We start from the raw sequence: 20,830 nt of genomic DNA on the forward strand, positions 1-20,830 counted from the left end.
TTGAATGAAAAACGCGGCCATTTTTCTGGGAAAGATACGCCGGAGAAAGTAAAAAAATCGTCGACGGCTTGCAAAAAAACGTCAAGACTCCGTAAATGATCGTTAAAGGCTCATGCGCATCTCTGCTTCAGGATTCCCTGCGGGGTCAGAACCATTCGGTGGACTTGAGCAGCCAGTCGAGCGCCTCGCCTTCCACCCGGTCCTGGAGAGCCTCACGGACCTGGCGGTGGTAGCGGTTGAGCAGCGCGATTTCTTCTGACTTCATCATCCGGGCCACGATGAGGCGCGTGTCGATGGGGCACAGCGTCAGGGCCCGGAAGCCCATGAAGCGCCCGAACTCGCTTTCCGACCTCACCTCCGGGGTGATGAGGCTTTCAATTCGGATGCCCCAGCGCCCCTCCCTGTAAATCCCGGGCTCGTCCGACACGACGATGCCCTCCACCGTGCGGGTGGCCTCCGAGGGCAGGCTGCGCGGGGAAATCGAATAGGGCCTCTCGTGCACGTTCATGAAAAAGCCGACGCCGTGGCCTGTGCCGTGGCCGAAGTCCGCGTCAGTCTCCCAGAGCGGGGCGCGGGCGAAGGTGTCGAGCTGCGAGGCGTAAGCCCCCTCGGGGAAGTACGCGTTGAGCAGATGAAGGTGCGCACGGAGCACGGCCGTATAGTCCTTCCGAAGCGCCTCCGGCGGGCGGTGGATCGCCGTGACGCGGGTGATGTCCGTCGTGCCGCTCTGATACTGTGCGCCTGAATCGATCAGCAGCACCGTGTCGCCCGCAAGCGGACTGCAGTGGGCTTCGTCGGGCGTGTAGTGTGGAAGGGCCGCATTGGGGCCTACCGCCGCAATGGTGCCGAAGGACTCGCTCACGTAGCCGCTTTCCCGGGTCCGTTCTTCATGGAGCCTGCGGACCACGTCCATTTCAGTGAGGCCGCTGCCTCGGGCGAGCTCCCCCTCAAGCCAGGCGTAGAACCTGCAGAGCGCCGCGCCGTCTTTTTTCATGGTTTCTTCAATCAGGTGGATCTCTTCTTTTGTCTTGCGTGTCTTGAGCAGCGCGATGGGCGACATCCCCCTGATGATCTCCACCTGCCTGCCTATGGCGCCGGCCGCCGTGGAGGAAATCACCGAGGGGTCGATGAAAAGCCTCAGGGCGGGCAGGGCCCGCAGGCTGTCCCTGAACGCGTCGTAGGGGCGGACGCAAAAGCCCTCGGCTTCAAGCTTCGGGCGAAGCTCGGCGGGCAGGCTGTCTTCATTGAGAAAGACAAAGGCCCGGTCTTTCAGCACGAGCAGATGCGACAGGAAAACGGGGTTGTAGTCCACATCCGAGCCGCGCAGATTGGTGAGCCAGCCGATTTCGTCCAGCGCCGAGGTAGCGAAGGCGTCGGCGCCCTTTTCCGCCAGCTCTCCGCGAAGCCGCTCGAGCTTGCGGCCCGCTGGCTCCGGGGCGAGCGTGTTCTCGTAAATCCGGCTGTGGGGAAGGGCGGGGCGGTCTGTCCATATTTCGGCGGCCAGGTCCAGGTCGGTTCTCAGCGAGATGCCCCTGGGGCTGAGCGCCTCGCGCAGCCTCGTCTCAAGCTCGAGCGGCAGGCTCTCGCCGGAGATCCCGGCGCTCGAGCCGGAGGCCAGGTTTTCGGCGAGCCACTCGATCCAGCCCCGGACGTCCGGCGCACCGAGCTTCATCAGCGCAATGCCGGAGCCCTCGAGCTGGCGCGAGGCCTGGACCCAGTAGCGGCTGTCGGTCCACAGCAGCGCCTCCGAGGCTGTGACGACAAGAATGCCGTAGCTGCCGGTGAAGCCCGACAGCCAGGCCCTTTCCGCCCAGCGCCCGGGGACGTACTCCGAGGCGTGGGGGTCGGAGGTGATCGAAATCCAGGCCGAGAGGCCCTGTTTCACTAAATGCTCCCTGAGCTTTGCGATCCGGCTGGCTGATTCTTGCATGTTCGTGCGTACCCCCTTCTCAATAAGACAGCAATCAATTTAAAAGAGCTTTCTCAGCGTGACGCTGAAAGGCAGGGTCACGACCCCGTCGGGAGTTTTCGATTCCGTCATCCGCAGTTCCTCTATTCGCCAGCCCGCGTCCCGGAATTCGGTGATCGTGGCCGACACATGCAGCCCGCGGCAGATGAGCCTCGTGTCGCCGAAGCGCTCTCCCGAGACGAGCGGTTCGGCAGCGCGGCAGGTGGCGAGCGTCTGGTACGGGGCATCGATCAGGGGGTCGGCGGGGAACTGTTCCTGCGGAGCGGCGGGCTTTGCTGACGGAGAAGCCTGCGGGAGCCGCTCGGCGGGCGCCGCCGCTGCGGGCTGCCGGGGGGAGGCCGCAGCCTGCTCCTGGGGCTTTTGCGGGGCCGTTGTCGAGCAGCCGGCCAGCAGGAATGCGGCGGCAAGGAGGAAAGAGCGTGTCAGGCTGGCTTTCAAGGCGTCTGCTCCAGGAAAAGGAAACCAACGGACTATTTTAAGCGCGGGAGAATCCGGACAGGCGCCGCGGGAAAGAGGGGCCGCCGGCTCTTTTCCCGCGCTTCGTCAGTGCCTGCGGCCGCGGCTGCTGCGCCGCGCGATCATTCCGGGGGGCAGGTTGCTTCGGGTGTTGCTGTCGCTGTAGCGGGAGTTCTGCTCGAAGTAGTCGGTGCTGCGGGCGGGGCGGGGCTGACCGCTTCTGCGGGAGCGGCCTTTGCCCGGGCGCGAGGAGGCCCCGCGGGGTTTCCCTCCGGCAGGATAGGGCGCCTCGCCCGGCATGTTCTGCGGCAGGAACAGCGCCTGCTGCTCCGGCGCGAAGGGATCCTTCGGCTCATAGCGCCCGATGGAGGCGCTGCGGCCGCGCCGCGCGGGCTTGCGGGGGCGGTAATGAATTGAATTGCCGAAATTGTCCGGGTCGAAATCGGGGCCTGCGGCCTTCTTTCCGGCAGAGGCAGCCGAGCCGCGGGCGGGTTTTCTGCGGCCGCGTCCGGCAGAGGGATCGCGGTCGGAGAAGCCGCGGTCGCCTTCGCCGGCGGCGGGAAGCGCCTCGGCGACAGCCTGGGCTGAGCCGCTGGGCAGGGGCTTGCGGGGCTCTTTCTTCCTGGCCCTGCGGGCCTCGCTCTGGCGGGCGAGCTGCCGGCGGCGGCTCTGCTCAGCCTTTCGGTCGTCTTCGGCCATGTCCTCGGGCTGCGGTCCGTCATAGCCTTCGGGGGTGATGAGCTCGATTTTTTCCTTCAGCAGCTTTTCAATGGCGGCAAGCTGCGGGCGGTCTTCCGGCGAGACGAAGCTCACGGCGTGTCCCTCAACGCCCGCCCGGCCTGTGCGGCCGATGCGGTGGACATAATCTTCGGGGACATCCGGCAGCTCGTAGTTCACCACATGCGGCAGCTGCTCTATGTCAAGGCCGCGGGCGGCGATGTCCGTGGCGACGAGCACGCGCACCTTCTTCGCCTTGAAGTCCGCCAGGGCGCGCGTCCGAGCGTTCTGGCTCTTGTTGCCGTGAATGGCGGCCGCGGAGATGCCGTCGCGGGTAAGCTGCTGGCAGAGACGGTTCGCGGCGTGCTTCATGCGGGTGAACACGAGCACCTGGTCCCATCCGCCGTCGACAATCAGATCGCGCAGCAGCTCGCGCTTGCGGTTTTTGGCGATGCTGTAGGCCTGCTGGCGGATCAGGGCCGATTCCTTGTTCGGGGAGATTTCGACCGATACGGGGTTGGAGAGGAGCGTGTCGGCAAGGCGCCGGATGTCAGGGCTGAAGGTGGCCGAGAAGAGCAGGTTCTGCCGCTTTTCGGGCACGAGCTTCAGGATGCGGCGGATGTCGTGGATGAAGCCCATGTCGAGCATGCGGTCGGCTTCGTCGAGGACAAGATAGCGCACGGCGGAAAGGTCCACGTTGCCCTGGCCCGCATGGTCGAGGAGCCGCCCCGGCGTCGCAATCAGGATGTCGACGCCTCCGGCGAGGGCTGCAGTCTGCGGCTTGATGTTCACTCCGCCGAAGACCAGCGCGGAGCTGACTCTGGTGTAGCGGCAGTACGAGCGGATGTTTTCGTGGATCTGCGCTGCGAGCTCGCGCGTCGGCGCGAGGATGAGCGCCTTCACCTGCTTGGGCTGGACGGGGGCCTTGTCGGCCGAGATTTTCTGGATCAGGGGCAGGCTGTAGGCGGCGGTCTTGCCGGTGCCCGTCTGGGCTGCCGCGAGAATGTCCCGGCCCTGGAGGACGGCGGGGACAGCTTTTTGCTGTATCGGGGTCGGCTGCTCGTAGCCCATGTCGGCTACGGCGCGGTTCAGGGGCTCGATGAGCCCCAGATCTGCAAACGGTTGGTTCACTTGGAGGAAAACCTTAAGGCGCTCCGATGCCAGCCGCGGCTGCGGGCTGGCCCAGGCAGTGGAGTGCTCTGTTAGTTAATCTATCATCAGACGGGCGGTTCCCGGTATATTGAGGAAACCGTGCCGGCCCGATGGCCGGCTGTGGATCCCGGGCGGCCTGGCTGCCCGGTATTGTCTGGCAGTTGCGCTGACGGCATTGATTTTCCGCGCAGCGGCTCTGCATTTTACCTGATTGCCGAAAAGCAGGGAAAAGTCTCCCGGCGCTCGGCTGCGCAAGGAAGCGTGAAAATGACCGAACTCAAAATTGAGGTTCTCCGGACCGGAGAGGGGGAAAAGGCGGAGCCCGGAGACGTGGTCTCCGTGCACTACACCGGCTGGCTCGAGGACGGAACGCAGTTTGACTCAAGCCTGGAGCGCGGGGAGCCCATCGAGTTCCCGCTCGGGGCCGGGATGGTGATTCCGGGCTGGGAGCAGGGGCTCGCCGGCATGAAGGTGGGCGAGAAGCGCAGGCTTCGCATTCCTCCGGAACTTGCCTACGGGGACTCGGGTGCAGGCGGAGTGATTCCGCCCGGGGCCACGCTCGTGTTCGAGGTGGAGCTTGTCGGCGTCCGCAGCGCCGGCGAGCCGCAGCCCGCTGATGACGGCGGACTCGAAATTGAGACGCTTCGCGAGGGCTCGGGGCCAGAGGCGCGGCAGGGGGACGTGGTCTCCGTGCACTACACCGGCTGGCTCGAGGACGGAACGCAGTTTGACTCAAGCCTGGAGCGCGGGGAGCCCATCGAGTTCCCGCTCGGGGCCGGGATGGTGATTCCAGGCTGGGAGCAGGGACTCGCCGGCATGAAGGTGGGCGAGAAGCGCAGGCTTCGCATCCCCCCGCAGCTTGCCTACGGGGACTCGGGTGCAGGCGGAGTGATTCCGCCCGGGGCCACGCTTGTGTTCGAGGTGGAGCTTGTCGGCGTCCGCAGCGCCGGCGAGCCGCAGCCCGCAGATGACGGCGGACTCGAAATTGAGACGCTTCGCGAGGGCTCGGGGCCAGAGGCGCGGCAGGGGGACGTGGTCTCCGTGCACTACACCGGCTGGCTCGAGGACGGAACGCAGTTTGACTCAAGCCTGGAGCGCGGGGAGCCCATCGAGTTCCCGCTCGGGGCCGGGATGGTGATCCCGGGCTGGGAGCGGGGTCTCATCGGCATGAAGGTGGGCGAGAAGCGCAGGCTTCGCATCCCCCCGCAGCTTGCCTACGGGGACTCGGGTGCAGGCGGAGTGATTCCGCCCGGGGCCACGCTCGTGTTTGAGGTGGAGCTCATGGGACTGCAGGCTCAGTCCTGAAAGGGCCCGCAGCCGAATTCCCTCAGCAGGGCTGCCGTTTCGTAGACCGGCAGTCCCATGATGCCGGAGTACGAGCCCTCTATTTTTTCAATGAACACGGCCGCGAGGCCCTGCACGGCGTAGCCTCCGGCTTTGTCGTAGGGCTCGCTGCCCGAGGCGTACGCGAGCATGTCCTCGGGGGTGATTCTGCCGAAAGTGACGCGGGATTCCGACACGAGCCCGCGCAGGTTCGCTTCGTCCGTGCCGGCGAAAACAGCGGTGCGCACGATGTGCGTCTGGCAGGAAAGGCGGCGCAGGAACTGAAGCTCTTCGGCCTTGTCCCGGGGCTTGCCGAGGATGTCCTCGCCCAGCACGACGGTGGTGTCGGCGGCCACGACCGGCCGCCGCGGCAGATTCCGCGACCTGATTTCCCCGAAGGCCTGCAGTGCCTTGGTCCGGGCGGTTCTCAGCACATAGTCGGTGCTGCTCTCGCCGGGAGCGCGTTCTTCGTCGCCTGCAAAGGCGAAGGGGGAGCTGCCGCCCTGAGGCAGGGGCGCGACGGCGTAGCCTAAATTTCTGAGAATCTCGAGACGACGGGGGCTTTTGCTGGCGAGATAAAGGCAGGCGGGCATGTTTCAGGCTCTGTGGTAAGGGTGATTGTTAAGGATGGACCAGGCCCTGTAGAGCTGCTCAAAGAGCACGACCCGCGCGAGCGCATGAGGCAGGGTCATCGAACTCAGGCGGATCAGCATCCGGCAGTCTTTTTTCAGCGCGGCGTCGATTCCGTCGGTGCCTCCGATAATGAAGGCTGGAAACTCGCCTTCCTCCTGCCAGCGCCTGAGCTCCGCGGCGAACTGCATGGTGGTGAGATCCCTGCCGCGCTCGTCAAGTGCGATAAGGATGGAATTCTTTGGGACCGCCCGTCTGATGCGTTCGGCTTCCGCCGCCATCAGCTTCTCCCGGGGCTGGCCCCGCCGGGGTTCTTCCCGGACGGTCCTGAGCTCCACCTTCCAGTCGCGCGGAAAACGCTTGGCGTAGTCCTCGCAGGCCTGCGAGGCCCAGGCCGGGGACCTCAGGTCAACGGCGACGATGCACAGCTTCATGGTGCCTTAGAGCTTCAGCGCCGCTTTTTTGGCGGGCGAGAGCAGGGCGAACTCCGGGTCGATCTTCATGTTGACCTTTTTGCCGCCCCAGATTTCCTCCAGGTTGTAGTACTCGCGGATCTGGGGCTGCATCACGTGGACGATCGCCGCGCCGCAGTCGACGAGCACCCATTCGCCCGTCTCGCGCCCTTCCACTCCCACGATGTCTCCTCCCGCTTTTTTCACTTCCTCCCGGACATTTTCGGCCAGCGCCACGGCATGCCGGCTGGAGGAGCCTGTGGCGATGACCACGCGGGCGAACTGATCGCTTAATTTTTCAGTATTGAACACAACGATGTCCTGTCCCTTCAGGTCCACGAGGGCATCGACGATGGTGCGTTGAAGCTTGCGAATATCCATAGATGTTATCTGCCGGAGGCGTACAGCCTCTGTTGAAAAATATACCGGGCGACTTCCGAAGGAAGCCATTTTTCCAGTTTAGCGGTATTTTCCGCCGTTCTGGGGAGCGAGAGCAGGCGGCGGATCGCCGTCGAGCTCGCCTCGTGCGGCGGCATGTCGAAAAAAGAGATGAAGCCGCAGGGGCTGCGGTTGAGCGCCTCCCGCGGAACGATCCTCGGAGCGGACCAGCGCATCTGGCTTTCGGGCACGGAGGGCTGCGCCTCGCCGCGGTTGAAAACCGCGAGGTCGGCGTAGTCAGTGAGCGTTTCCCAATTCTTCCAGGTCGTGAGATTGGCCCACTGATCCATTCCGATCAGCAGAACGAGCGGCTCGGAGGCCCCGCAGCGGCGGCGCAGCTCCCGCAGGGTGTCCACGGTGTAGGTGGGGCCGTCCCTGAAGACTTCCGTCAGGTTGACCCGCATCCCTTCGCGGCCGGCCAGCGCCAGGGCGAGCATCCTGGCCCGGTCGGAGATGGAAGTGAGGACGCGCTTCTGCCAGGGCCTGGCGGCCAGCACAAAGTCGACGCGGCCGAGCCGCAGGGACTCCAGCGCCTGCTGCGCCAGGGCCAGGTGCCCGTTGTGGACGGGGTCAAACGTCCCTCCCAGCAGCCCCGTGCCCCGGCGGGGGAGCAGCGGGCCGCTCATGGGTTGGTCACTTGGCTGGAGAAGATCCGGGCGGCCTTTCCATTGGAGGCCTGGATGCCCGTCCAGTTGATCTGAATACGGGTGTTGCTGTACTCCTCGATCGTCTTGTACTGCGACCAGAAATACCAGCCGTCATCGGAGGAATACGTCGGGCTGCCAAGCCTGGCCAGAGCATCGCTCAGCTTCATTCCCGGCACGATCCCGCCGATCGAGGCCGCTTCGAACTCGCGGGGCAGCGCGTAGCACTTCCCGGGCTTGCCTGAGGCTTCGGACTGGGCAGCCATCTGAACTTCGGTCACGGCCGCCGAATCCGAGGCGATGATCCAGACCGCGTGCCTGCCGTTTTTAAGGCAGGTCCAGTCTCGAGTGAAATCGCCTTTGCCTTCGCGAGCGAGCGGGGCGCCGAGACGCCTGGAGAGCTCGCGGATGGGCGTTTTCTCCAACTCCACCTTAAGCGTGCCGAAGCTCATGCCGGGAGCCGTCGCCTTGCCCTTCACGGGCTGCCCGGACAACAGGCTTTCCGGGTAGGCGAAAGGCTCAGCGATCGCCACAGCCGAAGCCGAGGAGGAAAACGCGGCAAGCAGCGGAACGCACGAGGAGAGGATAAAAGATTTTGTTTTCATGACAGGCACATCAGTGCTGCAAAGGAAAATTCTTTACGGCTCCTACCTTATCAAGAATCCCGGAGAGGAGGGAGCCTCTCCGGTTGGAACTATCACTTAAGGGCGCGCCAGCCGATGTCGGAACGGCACTGCATGCCGTTCCAGCGGGTCTGGGCCACGGCCTCGTAGGCTTTGTCCCGCGCTTTGCGCAGGGTGTCGCCCAGGCCGACGACGCACAGCACCCGGCCGCCGTTCACCACCATCTGATGCTTGTCGTTCCAGGCCGTGCCGGCATGGAAGACGAGGTGGTCGGAATCCACCCGGGGCAGCGACTCGATGACATCGCCCTTCCTCGGGTGCTCAGGGTAGCCCGCCGCGGCGCAGACTACGCCCAGAGCGCTTCTGGCGTCCCAGTCGATCCGGGCCTGGTCGAGCCGGCCGCCGATGGCGGCTTCAAAGACGAGCGACAGGTCGCTGCGGATGCGGCTCATGATGGGCTGCGTCTCGGGATCCCCCATGCGGCAGTTGAACTCAAGCACGCGGACGCTGGGGGTTCCGTCGGCTTTCCGGCCGATCATGAGGCCGGCGTAAAGGAATCCGGTGAAGGGGTGGCCTTCGGAGGCCATGCCCGCGACGGTCGGGAGAATGACCTCGCGCATGACGATGTCGTGGATCTCCGGGGTGACGACGGGTGCGGGGGAATAAGCTCCCATGCCTCCCGTGTTGGGGCCCTGGTCGTGGTCGAGCAGGCGCTTGTGGTCCTGAGAAGTCGCCATCGGCAGGACATGCTGCCCATCGCTGGCCACGATGAAGGAGGCCTCTTCGCCCTCGAGGAAGTCCTCAATGACTACGCGCGAGCCCGCGGCCCCGAATTTATTGCCGGAGAGCATGTCCCTGACGGCATGCAGGGCCTCCTCGACGGTGGCTGCGACGACGACGCCCTTGCCGGCCGCCAGCCCGTCGGCCTTGACGACGATGGGGGCGCCGTGGCGGCGGATGTAGCTCTCCGCGGCCTGCAGGTCGGTGAAAGTTTCGTAGGCCGCGGTGGGAATGCCGTGGCGTTTCATGAAGGCCTTGGCGAAATCCTTCGAAGACTCGAGCTGCGCGGCCGCCTTCGTGGGCCCGAAGATCTGCAGGCCCTTTGAACGGAACAGGTCGACGATGCCGGCCGCAAGAGGGGCCTCGGGGCCGACCACGGTGTAGTCGACGCCGTTGTCGCGAGCGAAGGCCGCCAGGGCCTCGAGATCCGTCGCCTTGACCGCGACATTGGTCAGCAGCGGGTCTGCGTCGGTTCCGGCGTTGCCCGGAGCGACATAAACGGTCTGAACCCGATCGCTTTGTGCGATGCGCCAGGCGAGGGCGTGCTCTCTTCCGCCGCTGCCGACAACCAGAACTTTCATTTCAGCCTCCCAGTGTCAGGGATTTGTCATAAAAAAAAGCGGATTCGTTGAGGAAATCCGCTCTTCGGTCTTCCCGAGGCCCGGCGCTGCAGCGGCGCCGGAGCTTCTCGGATCAGGCTTCTTCTTCGGGAAGATCGAGTGTGGCGGAGCAGTAGACCTTGCTCACGTCATCGTTGTCTTCCAGCTCGTCGATGAGCCGCTGCATTTTGACCGCATCCTCGCCGGACAGAACGGTCTCGTTGACCGGCTTCATGGTGATCTCTGCATACTCAGGGGTAAAGCCCGCGCCTTCCAGGGCTTTCTGCACCGCTTCGAATTCCTGGATCGTCGGAGGAGTGATGACTTCGAGGGTCCCGTCTTCGTTGGCCACCACGTCTTCCGCGCCGGCTTCGAGGGCTACTTCCATCACCTTGTCCTCATCGGAGCCGGAGGGCAGGACGATGAGTCCGCAGTGCTTGAACATGAAGGCGACGGAGCCCTCCGTTCCCAGCGAGCCCCCGTTGGAGGTGAGGATGTGGCGGACATCAGACACCGTCCGGACGCGGTTGTCCGTGGTGCAGTCGATGATGAGAGCGGCGCCGGCGGCACCGTACCCCTCGTAGCGGACCTCCTCGTAGTTCACTCCCTCGAGTTGTCCGGTGCCCTTGAGGATGGCGTTCTTGATGGTGTCCTTCGGCACGTTAGCGGCCTTCGCCTTCTGCAGAGCCAGGCGCAGGCGCGGGTTCATGTCGGGGTCTCCGCCTCCGCCGACGCGGGCGGCGATGATGATCTCGCGGACGACCTTCGTCCAGATGTTTGAGCGCTTGGCGTCCTGACGGCCCTTGCGATGCTGTATGTTGGCCCACTTGGAATGACCGGACATGATTCTACCTGTATAAAACGATGGACTGAGGCGGGAAAGCCGCCCCAGCTCATAAAGGAAAAAATAAACAAGTGCCGGTATTTTAGCCACTAAAAGCCCGCGGCGTATTAAATCTTTGGAACTTCTCATTCCCCTTATGGGGGAGGGGGAGAAATTCTCCCCTGGCCTCTGTTTTGCGGCGGCAGCCCCGGAATACTTTCAAATATCTTGATCTGAGTATGCCTTGACTGCTGAACAGACGACTACTAAAGTAGTAACCTTCTATTGCTTAAGTGACATTTGTGCGCGATTCCTTGCCTGCCGGCGCAGAAATTCGCCTGGGGCTGATGGCCCGGCTTATGCCCGGTCGGCAGGCGGAAGCGTTTTTTTCAGACAAGGATTTTCATATGGGAGCGGACGATAGCCAGAAAACCATTCTGATCGTGGATGAAAACCCGATATACCGCCTTGCCCTTGCTGATCTCCTTCAAAAACAGGGGCTTGCTCCGAAAGTCTACAGCACCGGCTCGGTGGAGGAAGCGCGTCAGGAAGTCTCTGCGCGGAGGCTGAAGCTCGTGATTCTGGATCTGTCGCTGCCGGATCACGCCGCACTCGACCTGCTGCAGTTCGTCAAGGAGCAGCAGCCTGCCTGCAGGGGCATCATGCTGCTGCAGGGACGCTTCAACGATGAGCTGATGGCGGCCATCCGGATGGAGGCGGACGGTTTTCTGACAAAGAACCATACCCCGGAGGAGATGGTCACCCTGGTGCGCAGGGTCCTTCAGGGCCAGATGGTGATCAGCGACAGCCTCACCAATATCCTCGCTCTCACCCTGCGCAACGGCGGGACCGAAAACGAGGAGAAAAATACAGACAGCCTCACCTCGCGCGAGCAGGAGGTGCTCGGCTACATTGCCAGCGGACTGAGCAACAAGGCCATTGCCGCCCGGCTGTCCATTACGGACGGAACGGTGAAGGTGCATGTAAAGCACATGCTCAAGAAGCTGGGGTTCCGCTCGCGCGTCGAGGCCGCCGTCTGGGCGAGCGAGCGCGGGTTCAGAAGCCCCGGGGCGGGAGTGCCGGATCCCGGAAGAAAGTTTTGATCCATGGATTTTTAGCCTAACGGAAAACTGAGATGACGACCAAACAGTATGATTTCGCATACGGCCGCGGCCGGATGAAGTTCGACCTTGACGAGGATCTTGTCCTGCAGGAGATCCGCACCGAGGACTACCCGGTGATGCAGGACGTGAAGGCCGGGGTGCTTGAGGCGATCAGGCACCCGATCGGCTGCCCTTCTCTTGACGACATTGTGAAGCCGGGGCAGACCGTTGCCTTTATCTGCAACGATCCCACGCGCGTGGCCAACTCCTTTGACTTCATGCCGGTGCTCGTCAACGAGATGAACCGGCTGGGCGTGCCCGACGAGAATATGAAGATTGTGTTCTCGCTTGGCACGCACCGCCTGATGACTCATGAAGAGATGGTCCAGGCGGTCGGCGAGGACGTGGCCTCCCGGCTGAGAATGTACAACTCGGACTGCAGGGCTGACGAGGACTTCCGCTATTTCGGCCAGACTTCGCGCGGTACGCCCGTTCTCATCAACAAGCACCTGTGCGACGTCGACCACGTCATTTTGACAGGCACCATCGTCCATCATTATTTCTCGGGCTACGGCGGCGGCAGGAAGGCTATTCTTCCGGGATGCGCCGCGATGGAGACGGTCCGAAAAAACCACAGCTTCATGCTTGACCCGAACGCGGGCCTGGGACGCACGACGGGCAATCCGGTCTACGAGGACCAGATGGAAGGCGTGGCGCGTTTTGCGAAGGGCCGCTCGCTGTTCCTCTTTAATGCGATCCTCAATGCGAAGCACCAGTTCCTGAAGATGTTCGCCGGCGATTACATCGCGGCCCACAAGGAGGCCTGCCGTTTTGTCGACGAGGTGTACGGCGCCCCGATCAAACGGGAGGCCGATCTGGTCATCGCCTCCTGCGGCGGCTATCCGAAGGACATCAATGTCTACCAGATGCAGAAAACCATGGACAACGCCGCCCTGGCCGTGCGGCAGGGCGGTGTGGTGGTTCTGCTGGCTGACTGCGAGGAAGGCAGCGGCTCGGCCAAGCTCGAGGAAACCTTCAGGAGGCTGAAGACTCCGCAGGCGATTGAGGCCGAGCTGCGCGAGAATTTCGTCATCGGCGCGAACAAGGCCTTTGCCATCACGCGCCCCATGAAGAAAGCGAAATTCATTCTGGTGACTCGGCTGGATCGCCAGATGGCGAAGGACATGCTTTTCACCGCGGCCGTGAGCTCGGTGCCTGAGGCGCTCGAGTGCGCGAAGCAGTATGTGGGTGAAAGGCCAAGCATCATCCTGATGCCGGAAGGCTCCCTGACGGTTCCCCGCCTCGTGAAGTAGGCTCGTCCCTGTTTTTTTGTGAAGGACACAGCCCGGGAGCCGGGGCTCCCGGCAGAAGCAGCGGGAGAAGATCCCGCTGCTTTTGCTTCATGGGGTTCGGGCCGCGGGCGCAGGCGGTCTCGCGGCCCCGCGGCGTTTGTTTTAAAGTGGACACGGCCCCTGAAGCCCGGGCGTCTGAAGCAGCCCTGCGGCACAGGTTCGCCCGGCCGGCAAGGAGAGACCTCTTTGAACACCATTTGTTTTGACTACGACAGGCGCAGCCGCGTCGGCCTTCCTGAGGCTGTTTTCTGTGAGGGCAAGGATGACGCGAGCCTCATGATCCTTTTGAAGCGCTTCGTCCGAGGCAGCGGGCACCCCGTTCTTTTTACTCGTCTGGCCCCCGAACGGTTCGAAGCCGCTCCTTTGGAGGTCAGGCGCCTTTACGATTACGATTCTCTCTCGCGCACGGCCTATGGCGACTCGCTGCGGCCTGAAGGCGTGGTGCGCGGCGCAGTGGCCGTTGTGACTGCCGGGACCTCGGACGCCGCTGTGGCGCATGAGGCGGGCCGAACGCTTGAATACTTGGGAATCGAGCACCGGTATTTCGAGGACTGCGGCGTGGCCGGGCTGTGGCGGCTGCAGGAGCGGCTCGAGGAAATAAATGCCTGCTCGGTCGTCATCTGCTGCGCCGGGCTGGACGCCGCCCTGGCCTCCGTGCTCGGCGGGCTCACCTCGCGGCCGCTTCTGTGCGTGCCGACTTCCGTGGGTTACGGAGCGGCCCGGGCCGGGGAGACCGCGCTTTCGGCGATGCTCTGCTCCTGCGCTCCGGGGCTGTCCACTTTCAATATCGACAATGGTTACGGCGCGGCCTGCGCGGCGGCGCGGATACTGAATCTGGGGGCTTCATGACAATTTCCTCAAAAGGCTCAGAGCTGATGGAGCGGCTGCGCGTCGTCCTGCAGCGCGTTGCCCCAGAGCGCCGGTTCGCCCTTGCGTACTCCGGCGGCCTTGACAGCCGGTTTCTTTCGCATGCATCCCGGCTTCTGGGCTTTGCTCCCCTTTTGATCCACGTGACGGGCGTTCACGTCGGAGGCGATGAGAATCTTGCACTTTCGTGGGCCCGCCGCCAGGGCTTCAGGCTTAAGCTCATAGAGCTTGACCCCCTGGATGTCGAAGAGGTGGCCCGGGGCACGCGTGAGCGCTGCTACGGATGCAAGAAGGCCACTTTTGCCGCTATCCGGCAGGAGGCGGAAGGCCTGCCCGTATGCGACGGAACGAACCACTCGGACGTGAGCCCCGGGGTGTGGAGGCCGGGAATTCGCGCATTGAAGGAGCTCGGCATCGAGTCGCCCCTGCAGGAGGCGAGGCTCGGCAAGCCGGAGATCCACTTCCTCGCGGCTGAAACCGGCATGGAGCGTCCGGATCAGCTCCCGGAGCCGTGCCTTCTCACGCGGCTGCCCTACGGGCGCGCCCCGACGGTCGGGACGCTGCTGAAGCTGAAGCGGGCGGAGCAGGCCGTCAGAGAAGCCCTCCGGCGGGCAGGCGCACCGCGGCTGCCCTTCCGGCTGCGGCTGGTGGCTCCGGGCCGGGCGGAGCTCCATTTTTCAAGAGCCTTTGCCAAAGAGCTCACTCCGGCTCTGATGGAATCTGCCCGTCAGGCTGCGGCCTCCACCGCTCCGGAGGAATTCTCAGGTCTCGCCTGCAGGGTTCTTGATACGCTTTCAGGCTACTACGACCGTCAGAGTCAGGGCTGAAGCAGGATACCGCTCAGCCCTTTCTTTCTCTGCTCACGAGCGCCCTCACTTCAGCGGCGCTCAGGCCGCTTTCCCTCACCAGCCGCTCTATGTCGTCGAATTCGGGCTTGGATTTCTCCGTGCCCCAGCCTCGGGCGGTCTTGACCCGCACGGGGCCAAGCGCTGTGTCCACGGTTTCAATGCTTCTGTCCAGGACGGCTCGCCGGAGGATTCTGCTGCGGACCCCGAGTGTGCTCGTATGCTTGAAAAAGGCCTGTCTAATCCGGGCGGCCTCAGGGGGAGCGCAGAGGGCGCAGAGCATGGAGCCGGGACGGCCTTTTTTCATGGCGAGGGGGATGACCCATGCGTCGAGGGCTCCGTCGTCAATCAGCAGTTCCCTGGCGAGTGCGATGTCCTCCGCGGTCATGTCGTCGATGTTGGCCGACAGTTCGCAGACCGAATCGCAGGGGCCGGCCTCGGAGTCCCCGTCGGGGGCAGTCCCCCAAAGTGCCCTGAGGCAGTTGGGCTGGGAAAATTCCCTTGAGCCGAGGCCGCAGCCCTCCTTGAGCAGCGTCATTTCCGGCATCGGTCCGAACGCATTCGAGAAGTGCGAAATCAGAGCTGCGCCGGTGGGCGTGCAGAGTTCGCCGGGAAAGTCGCTTCCATAAGACGGGACGCCGTGAAGAAGGCGGGCTGTGGCCGGGGCCGGAACCGGAAGGAAGCCGTGTGCGGTGTAGGTGAGGCCGCTGCCGACGCAGACCGGCGAGCAGACGACTCTGCCGGGATTCAGACGCTCCATGAGCAGGCACACTGAGACGACGTCGCAGACGGCGTCGGCGGTTCCGACTTCATGGAAATGGACTTCGCCTGGCGTGCATCCGTGAGCCTGCGCCTCGGCCTCGGCAATCCGGCTGTATATCGAACAGGCGTTCGCTCTGACCTTGCCGGATACGGGCAGAGAGCGGATGAAGCCGAGAATTTCATCGAGCCGCGCGTGGGAGTGGCCGTGCACGGTGCCGTGGCTGCGGGGATGGGCGTCTTCTTCCCGGTCGTCGATTTCTATTCTCGCCCTCCAGCCTGCCATGCCGCGGGAGGAGCCCCGTTCAAGCGAAGCGCAGACGCGGGGAATTCCGAGTGAGTTGATGTCGCGGGCAAAGCCGGCAGGATCGGGCAGCAGAGAGGCCAGGGCGGCGGTCAGCATGTCTCCCGAGGCGCCCATGGCGCACTGCAGGTAAAGGACATTCATGGTCAAGGTCGTGCCAGGGAAAGGAATGTTTTTGGTGGCTTCATAATAAACAAGCGGGACTCTTTCCGTGAAGAGTCCCGCTGTTGGCCTGAATTCACTCAGTAATGTGATTTATTGAGGAATAGCCGGCAGGTCAGATCCATCCATAGAGCCAGCCGAGCAGCGTACCCACGAGAGTGGCGGTGATCACGCCGATCAGGCCCGGGATGATGAACGAGTGGTTGATCACGAACTTGCCGATGTGGCAGGTGCCGGAACGGTCGAACTGCAGGGCGGCCAGATCAGACGGATAGGTCGGCAGGATGTAGTAGCCGTAGCAGGCCGAGATCATGGACACCGCAATGCCGGTGGGCACGCCCACCTGCAGCGCGACCGGGAGGATGATGGCCACGGCCGCGGCCTGCGAGTTCACAAACTTGGAAACCACCAGCAGCACAACTGCATAGAGCCAGGGGTAGGTCTGGACGGCACCGGTGAGCGAAGCCTTCAGGGCAGGCAGGTGAGCCTGGAAGAGGGTATCGGACATCCACGCAACACCGTACACGGCGGCGATGGCGATGGCGCCGGCGCGGAACACGGAGCTCTTGCCGACGTCAGCAGCGCGGGTGTTGCAGAAGATCACCATAAGGGCGCCAGCGACCAGCATCATCATCTGGATGATGAGGGTCATCGACATTGCCTTTCCGCCAAAGACGGGGCGAAGGCTCTTGTCGGCGCCGAAGATGGCCACGATCGCAACGCATCCGAGGAAGATCCACAGAGCGGCCCACTGGGACTTGGCAAACTTTTTGCCAATCAGGGTCACGGAATCACCGTAGACGTATTTCTTCTGCTCCGGATCGGAAATCAGCTTCTGGAATTCCGGATCCTTGTCCAGGTCCTTGCCGCGGAACACCGAGTACGTGGCCTCGGCGAACACGCCGATGGCGCCGGCAGGGATCGTCACGGAGAGGATCTTCATCATGTCGACGGAGCTTCCATCAGGCAGGACATGGCCGTCCAAAATAGCAACGGCGGAGACGAGCGCCACGGAAGCCGGCGAGCAGATGATGCCCATCTGAGCGGCAATCGTAGAGGCTGCCATCGGGCGCTCCGGACGGATGCCGGTCTTGATGGCGACGTCGTAAATAATCGGCAGGAGAGTGTAGACCGTGTGGCCCGTGCCGCAGAGGATCGTGAGGATCCAGGCGCAGTACGGGGCGATGTACACCACCAGGCGAGGATGAGAGCGAAGAGCCTTTTCAGCAACCTGCAGCAGGCAGTCAAGGCCGCCTGAAGCCTGCAGCGTGGCCGAGCCCATGATCACGGCCAGAATGGTCAGAATCACGGAGACCGGCGGAGTGCCGGGTTTCACATGGAAGACGAAGACCAGAATCAGCAGGCCGATACCTGAGACCAGGCCCAGAGCCATACCGCCCTTGCGAGCGCCATAAAACAATGCGGCGAGAATGACGCACAGCTCTATCCAGAATACTGTTGGAATCATTTTTTTCTCTTCTCCGAGGTGAATCAGACTGAACAAAGTTTCTCATAAAGTGGTAGCGAGCGATAAGAAAAAATGACTAAGCCTTGACATAAAACGGATGATTAAGAAATATTCAGTTACTTTTTATGACTCAGAACTAAAAAACTAATATAAATTACCTAGTTCAGATTTTTAAGTACGGACATAAATGTGTTAGAGCAACGCGATAATGTCACGGAAAACTACGGGACTATGTCATGGTCCGGCAACGCGACTCTGTCATAAGCCGGCAATCTGCATGACAGCCCCCGGCAAAGCGATTTTGTCACACAATCACTTCAGAGAGCCTGTTTTTTAGGAGTCGCACATGAAAAACTCGCTTCCTGAAAGAGCCCCGAAGTCCCAGACCGGCACAGAGGAGATTTTCGAACAGGTCGCCTACGGCCTGCTCTCGGTGCCGGAGGCAGCCAAAGCGATGAAGCTGAGCATTCGCCAGTTCTATCGCAGGCTGGCCGCCTGGAAAAGGGGCGAAGCCGCAGATCCGCCCCATGGCAACAAAGGGCGGCCCCCGAGCAACCGCCTGCCAGACGATATTCGTTTAAAAATCATAGAACTGGCAGTTACAAAATATCAGGATTTCCCTCCGACGCTCCTGACTCAGTACCTTGTGAAAAACGAAGGGATCAAAGTGTCGAAGGAAACTGTTCGAAAGATTCTGAGAGAACTCAGCCCTCAGGCCTCAGAGCAGGGGCTCAGAAGAGCCGGTCATTTTCTGAGGCGCAGAAGGTCAAGGTTCGGCGAGCTGGTTCAGATCGACGGCAGCCCGCACAGATGGTTCGGCCCCGGTCAGAAAGAGTGCTCATTAATCGCGTTCATTGACGATGCGACCGGCAGAATCGCCGCTGCCGGGTTCTTTCCCTCGGAGACCGCGGCGGGCTATATGACCGTGCTGCTCCAATACATCAGGGCGCACGGAATCCCCCTTGCGCTATACAGCGATCGGCACGGCACTTTCCGCGCGTTGGCTCAGGGCCGGTCCAAAAATGTAGAGGGCACACAGTTTCAGAGAGTCTGCGACAAGCTTCAGATCGAGCAGATATTCGCTCAGAGCCCGCAGGCAAAAGGCCGGATAGAACGCCTGTTCAAGACGCTGCAGGGGCGCTGGCCGCATGAGTTCAGGGTCATGGGAATCGAAGACATGGCCACCGCCAATCAGCGCATGGACGAACTGATCAGGGATTTCAATCAGCGGTTTGGAATCGACCCAAGAGAACCCCTGAGCGCAAACTGTGCGGTGGCTGAAGAAAGTATGCCCGAGATTGAACGCATATGCGCCTGGTGGCACGAACGCGTTCTGAGCAAATCTCTGAGCGTCTCCTTCGGGGGGTCGATCCTGCAGCTCAAGAATGCGAGCGCTCGGAAGTTTGAGCTGATGGGCAAGAAAGTCAGCGTCATCGAGTACCCGGATGGCCGTGCGCCGGAAATGGTCTACCGGGATGCACGGGGCAAAGAACATCTGCTCTGCTTTGAAGCCCGGAAAAGAAAAACGCTCGAGCGCACGGAATACCTTGAGTCATCGAAGACCATAGACGCATGCCTGGATCGAATCATTGAGAAGGAAGATTTGCGACCCAACGGCTTCGTCATGAAGCTGGAATGCGAAATGGCTGAAGCGAAGCAACGGCAGGCCCAGAGAAAAGAGCGTGACCAAAAGGCCCGTGAACTCGAAGAAAAGCTGAAGCAGCGGAAAAACAGATCTGGCAAATAATGAAATCAACACAGGCTCTCAGAAGATCTTTTTTCCCAACCTGCCCACAGCCCGCACGGGCTTCAGCCCATTTGAGGCGAGCGCCCGACAGAGCGTGGGCAGGGTGTTCTCCATGAAGACGATAAAGGGCCCCAGGGGGCTCTCAATTTCTGTCTTTGGCGGAGAATTTTTGGTGTCATAATCGCTTTGCTAGGGTGTGACATAGTCCCGTTGTGCTGGCATGTGACATTTTCCCTTTGCTCTAACAAAGTACGGACATAAATGCCCTATATACAGGCTTGCCCGGGCGTTTTCACCGCATTGAGATGCTTGGGCAGCCGCGGCGGGGGCTGCAGCAGGAGTTCTTCCTGCACTCTCCCGCCTGCGGGCGGATGTTCATCCGGAGTACAGACGTTGGGCCTAGTTTTACCGGTATACCACCTAATGTGTACAGCACTACCCTACCTTGTTCCTTGTCAGTGCTTGAGCTCAGGGACTTCCGCCCGCAAAGCTCTTTCAGCATAAAGAGGGTTGTCCCGTACGCTCGTCATTTTGACGGCCAGAACCGACGCGGCCGGGGTTTCTGGCTCGGGCGCTGAGCAGGAGGCCTTTTTTCAACGGCATGGCCAGTGTTCCGGTCTCCTTTGTGTCCCAAAAATCGATACCACTTCAGCTTCCACGGTCGCTGTGCAGCATGGCCCCGGGGGCAAACTTGCGGAAAGACAGGATCTGCAAAGTGGAGACCGCCAGCGCGTTGTCTTGGGTTCTCGAGAATACCCAGGCAACAATGGACCGATCAAACAGGTCCTGGACTAGAGAAAGGTATCCCCAGTGCCATTCGTCGTTTTCAAAGTACGGGATGTACGTGACGTCCGTGACCAGGCGAAACATGGGCTTGTCCGCATGAAATTCACGATCGAGCTTATTGACCGGAAGCTTCTGCTGAGTTGCTTTTCCTGCCTGCGGCTTAGCCTTGCGGGTTCGGCGGATGAGAGCTCCCTGATGGTTGCGGCTCATGATTCGCTGCAGGGTGGTTTCGCACACCTCTGTCCCGTAGAGGCGCTTGAGCAGCGCCCCATGCGGCGGCCGATCGTGAAGAAATACTTGTTTTGAATCTCGGTGATTTTCTTTACCAGATCCGCATCCTTTTTCTCCTTTTCAGTCGATTCCTGAGAGGCGTAAAAAGAGCTTCTGGGCAATTTCAGGATTCGACAAACTCGAAGGATTTCAACGCCTTTCTGGTGAGCTGCAGCTGCCGCTTCAATTCTTTTTTTTTAAATTCGTCCCTGCAGCCTTCAATGGCGGTCTCCAGCAGGGCTTCCGCACAGATCAGGCGAGCCTTGGCGTCCTTGACTTCTTCGAAAAGCGCTTTGCGTTCCGCGGCGGTCAGCGGGCGGTCGGCTGGAATATCCGACAGTTTCTCGATGGCCATTTTGAATTCCCCAAGTGAGTCTGCTGGCTTCTCATCCCAGAAACGAATGCGTTTCGGGCGCAGCTGCTCAGGAAGTTTAGCAAGGTCCTTTTGGATGGCTGCATAAAGACCGGAGGGCCTGATGCCGTGGAGCCTGGCCACGTCGCTGTAGCCAATCGGATAGTGATCCAGCCAATAGTGAACAGCTTTATGAAGCAGCTCCCTGC

General features: G+C 61.9%; 20 protein-coding genes and 2 pseudogenes. 8 read left to right on the forward strand and 14 right to left on the reverse strand.

Going from position 1 to position 20,830, the window contains the following annotated elements:
- Positions 1-145: 145 nt before the first annotated feature.
- The 3 genes from MUN46_RS03685 to MUN46_RS03695 form a co-directional block, all read right to left on the reverse strand.
- The gene (locus MUN46_RS03685) at positions 146-1,930 is read right to left on the reverse strand and encodes a M24 family metallopeptidase (RefSeq protein ID WP_245398958.1); all 1,785 of its coding nucleotides are present in this window, start codon (positions 1,928-1,930) and stop codon (positions 146-148) included.
- A 39-nt stretch (positions 1,931-1,969) separates the two neighbouring features.
- Positions 1,970-2,407: a hypothetical protein gene (locus MUN46_RS03690; RefSeq protein ID WP_243377443.1), complete on the reverse strand. Its 438-nt coding sequence runs from the start codon at positions 2,405-2,407 to the stop codon at positions 1,970-1,972.
- Positions 2,408-2,512: 105 nt separating this feature from the next.
- Positions 2,513-4,273, reverse strand: coding sequence for a DEAD/DEAH box helicase (locus tag MUN46_RS03695; protein ID WP_243377442.1), 1,761 nt, complete (start codon positions 4,271-4,273; stop codon positions 2,513-2,515).
- A gap of 288 nt (positions 4,274-4,561) precedes the next feature.
- Here MUN46_RS03695 and MUN46_RS03700 point away from each other — a divergent pair.
- The 3 genes and pseudogenes from MUN46_RS03700 to MUN46_RS03710 all read left to right on the forward strand — a co-directional run.
- Positions 4,562-4,882: pseudogene (locus MUN46_RS03700) on the forward strand (FKBP-type peptidyl-prolyl cis-trans isomerase); the annotation flags it as partial.
- Positions 4,865-5,233: pseudogene (locus tag MUN46_RS03705) on the forward strand (FKBP-type peptidyl-prolyl cis-trans isomerase); the annotation flags it as partial. The pseudogenes MUN46_RS03700 and MUN46_RS03705, both read left to right, overlap by 18 nt.
- Positions 5,216-5,599: an FKBP-type peptidyl-prolyl cis-trans isomerase gene (locus MUN46_RS03710; RefSeq protein ID WP_285230626.1), complete on the forward strand. Its 384-nt coding sequence runs from the start codon at positions 5,216-5,218 to the stop codon at positions 5,597-5,599. The pseudogene MUN46_RS03705 and the gene MUN46_RS03710, both read left to right, overlap by 18 nt.
- Here the strand turns inward: MUN46_RS03710 and MUN46_RS03715 are convergent.
- The 7 genes from MUN46_RS03715 to MUN46_RS03745 all read right to left on the reverse strand — a co-directional run bounded on the left by MUN46_RS03715 (position 5,590) and on the right by MUN46_RS03745 (position 10,627).
- Complete coding sequence (locus tag MUN46_RS03715) at positions 5,590-6,210, reverse strand: Maf family protein (RefSeq protein WP_243377441.1); 621 nt, start codon at positions 6,208-6,210, stop codon at positions 5,590-5,592. The genes MUN46_RS03710 and MUN46_RS03715 overlap by 10 nt on opposite strands.
- 3 nt (positions 6,211-6,213) lie before the next feature.
- Positions 6,214-6,681 (reverse strand): 23S rRNA (pseudouridine(1915)-N(3))-methyltransferase RlmH, encoded by a 468-nt coding sequence (gene rlmH / locus MUN46_RS03720; RefSeq protein ID WP_243377440.1) that lies wholly within the window; start codon positions 6,679-6,681, stop codon positions 6,214-6,216.
- A gap of 6 nt (positions 6,682-6,687) precedes the next feature.
- Positions 6,688-7,080, reverse strand: a complete 393-nt coding sequence (gene rsfS, locus MUN46_RS03725) for a ribosome silencing factor (RefSeq protein ID WP_237977993.1) — start codon at positions 7,078-7,080, stop codon at positions 6,688-6,690.
- A gap of 5 nt (positions 7,081-7,085) precedes the next feature.
- Complete coding sequence (gene nadD, locus MUN46_RS03730) at positions 7,086-7,763, reverse strand: nicotinate (nicotinamide) nucleotide adenylyltransferase (protein WP_243377439.1); 678 nt, start codon at positions 7,761-7,763, stop codon at positions 7,086-7,088.
- Entirely contained in the window at positions 7,760-8,386 is a 627-nt protein-coding gene (locus tag MUN46_RS03735; RefSeq protein ID WP_243377438.1) for a hypothetical protein, read from the reverse strand. The genes nadD and MUN46_RS03735 overlap by 4 nt, the downstream gene beginning before the upstream one ends.
- A gap of 92 nt (positions 8,387-8,478) precedes the next feature.
- Positions 8,479-9,765 (reverse strand): phosphoribosylamine--glycine ligase, encoded by a 1,287-nt coding sequence (gene purD, locus MUN46_RS03740; protein ID WP_243377437.1) that lies wholly within the window; start codon positions 9,763-9,765, stop codon positions 8,479-8,481.
- A 112-nt stretch (positions 9,766-9,877) separates the two neighbouring features.
- A complete protein-coding gene (locus MUN46_RS03745) occupies positions 9,878-10,627 on the reverse strand; it encodes a YebC/PmpR family DNA-binding transcriptional regulator (RefSeq protein ID WP_237977997.1) in 750 nt (249 codons plus the stop codon).
- Between the two features lie 386 nt (positions 10,628-11,013).
- Here MUN46_RS03745 and MUN46_RS03750 point away from each other — a divergent pair, with 386 nt between their 5' ends.
- The 4 genes from MUN46_RS03750 (at position 11,014) to MUN46_RS03765 (ending at position 14,755) form a co-directional block, all read left to right on the forward strand.
- On the forward strand, positions 11,014-11,709 hold the full coding sequence (locus tag MUN46_RS03750; RefSeq protein ID WP_243377436.1) for a LuxR C-terminal-related transcriptional regulator: 696 nt from the start codon (positions 11,014-11,016) through the stop codon (positions 11,707-11,709).
- A 32-nt stretch (positions 11,710-11,741) separates the two neighbouring features.
- Entirely contained in the window at positions 11,742-13,022 is a 1,281-nt protein-coding gene (locus MUN46_RS03755) for a nickel-dependent lactate racemase family protein (RefSeq protein WP_243377435.1), read from the forward strand.
- A gap of 225 nt (positions 13,023-13,247) precedes the next feature.
- Positions 13,248-13,910 (forward strand): nickel pincer cofactor biosynthesis protein LarB, encoded by a 663-nt coding sequence (gene larB, locus MUN46_RS03760; protein WP_243377434.1) that lies wholly within the window; start codon positions 13,248-13,250, stop codon positions 13,908-13,910.
- Positions 13,907-14,755: an adenine nucleotide alpha-hydrolase family protein gene (locus tag MUN46_RS03765; RefSeq protein WP_243377433.1), complete on the forward strand. Its 849-nt coding sequence runs from the start codon at positions 13,907-13,909 to the stop codon at positions 14,753-14,755. Before larB ends, MUN46_RS03765 begins: the two co-directional genes overlap by 4 nt.
- Positions 14,756-14,768: 13 nt before the next feature.
- On the opposite strand, the gene larC is transcribed toward MUN46_RS03765, so the two are convergent.
- Together larC and MUN46_RS03775 are read right to left on the reverse strand one after the other, a co-directional pair.
- Positions 14,769-15,980, reverse strand: a complete 1,212-nt coding sequence (gene larC / locus MUN46_RS03770) for a nickel pincer cofactor biosynthesis protein LarC (protein WP_243377432.1) — start codon at positions 15,978-15,980, stop codon at positions 14,769-14,771.
- A 133-nt stretch (positions 15,981-16,113) separates the two neighbouring features.
- Positions 16,114-17,466 (reverse strand): anaerobic C4-dicarboxylate transporter, encoded by a 1,353-nt coding sequence (locus tag MUN46_RS03775; RefSeq protein WP_243377431.1) that lies wholly within the window; start codon positions 17,464-17,466, stop codon positions 16,114-16,116.
- 346 nt (positions 17,467-17,812) lie between these two features.
- Here MUN46_RS03775 and MUN46_RS03780 point away from each other — a divergent pair, with 346 nt between their 5' ends.
- Positions 17,813-19,213 carry an ISNCY family transposase gene (locus MUN46_RS03780; protein ID WP_285230533.1) on the forward strand — a complete coding sequence of 467 codons (1,401 nt, stop codon included), beginning with the start codon at positions 17,813-17,815 and terminating at the stop codon, positions 19,211-19,213.
- 648 nt (positions 19,214-19,861) lie between these two features.
- Here MUN46_RS03780 and MUN46_RS03785 read toward each other — a convergent pair.
- Both MUN46_RS03785 and MUN46_RS03790 read right to left on the reverse strand, forming a co-directional pair.
- Positions 19,862-20,236, reverse strand: coding sequence for a DDE-type integrase/transposase/recombinase (locus MUN46_RS03785; protein ID WP_285230551.1), 375 nt, complete (start codon positions 20,234-20,236; stop codon positions 19,862-19,864).
- Between the two features lie 157 nt (positions 20,237-20,393).
- Positions 20,394-20,624, reverse strand: a complete 231-nt coding sequence (locus tag MUN46_RS03790) for a hypothetical protein (protein ID WP_285230552.1) — start codon at positions 20,622-20,624, stop codon at positions 20,394-20,396.
- Positions 20,625-20,830: the final 206 nt, after the last annotated feature.

This window comes from Mesosutterella faecium (assembly GCF_022809315.2).
Classification (GTDB): domain Bacteria; phylum Pseudomonadota; class Gammaproteobacteria; order Burkholderiales; family Burkholderiaceae_F; genus Mesosutterella; species Mesosutterella faecium.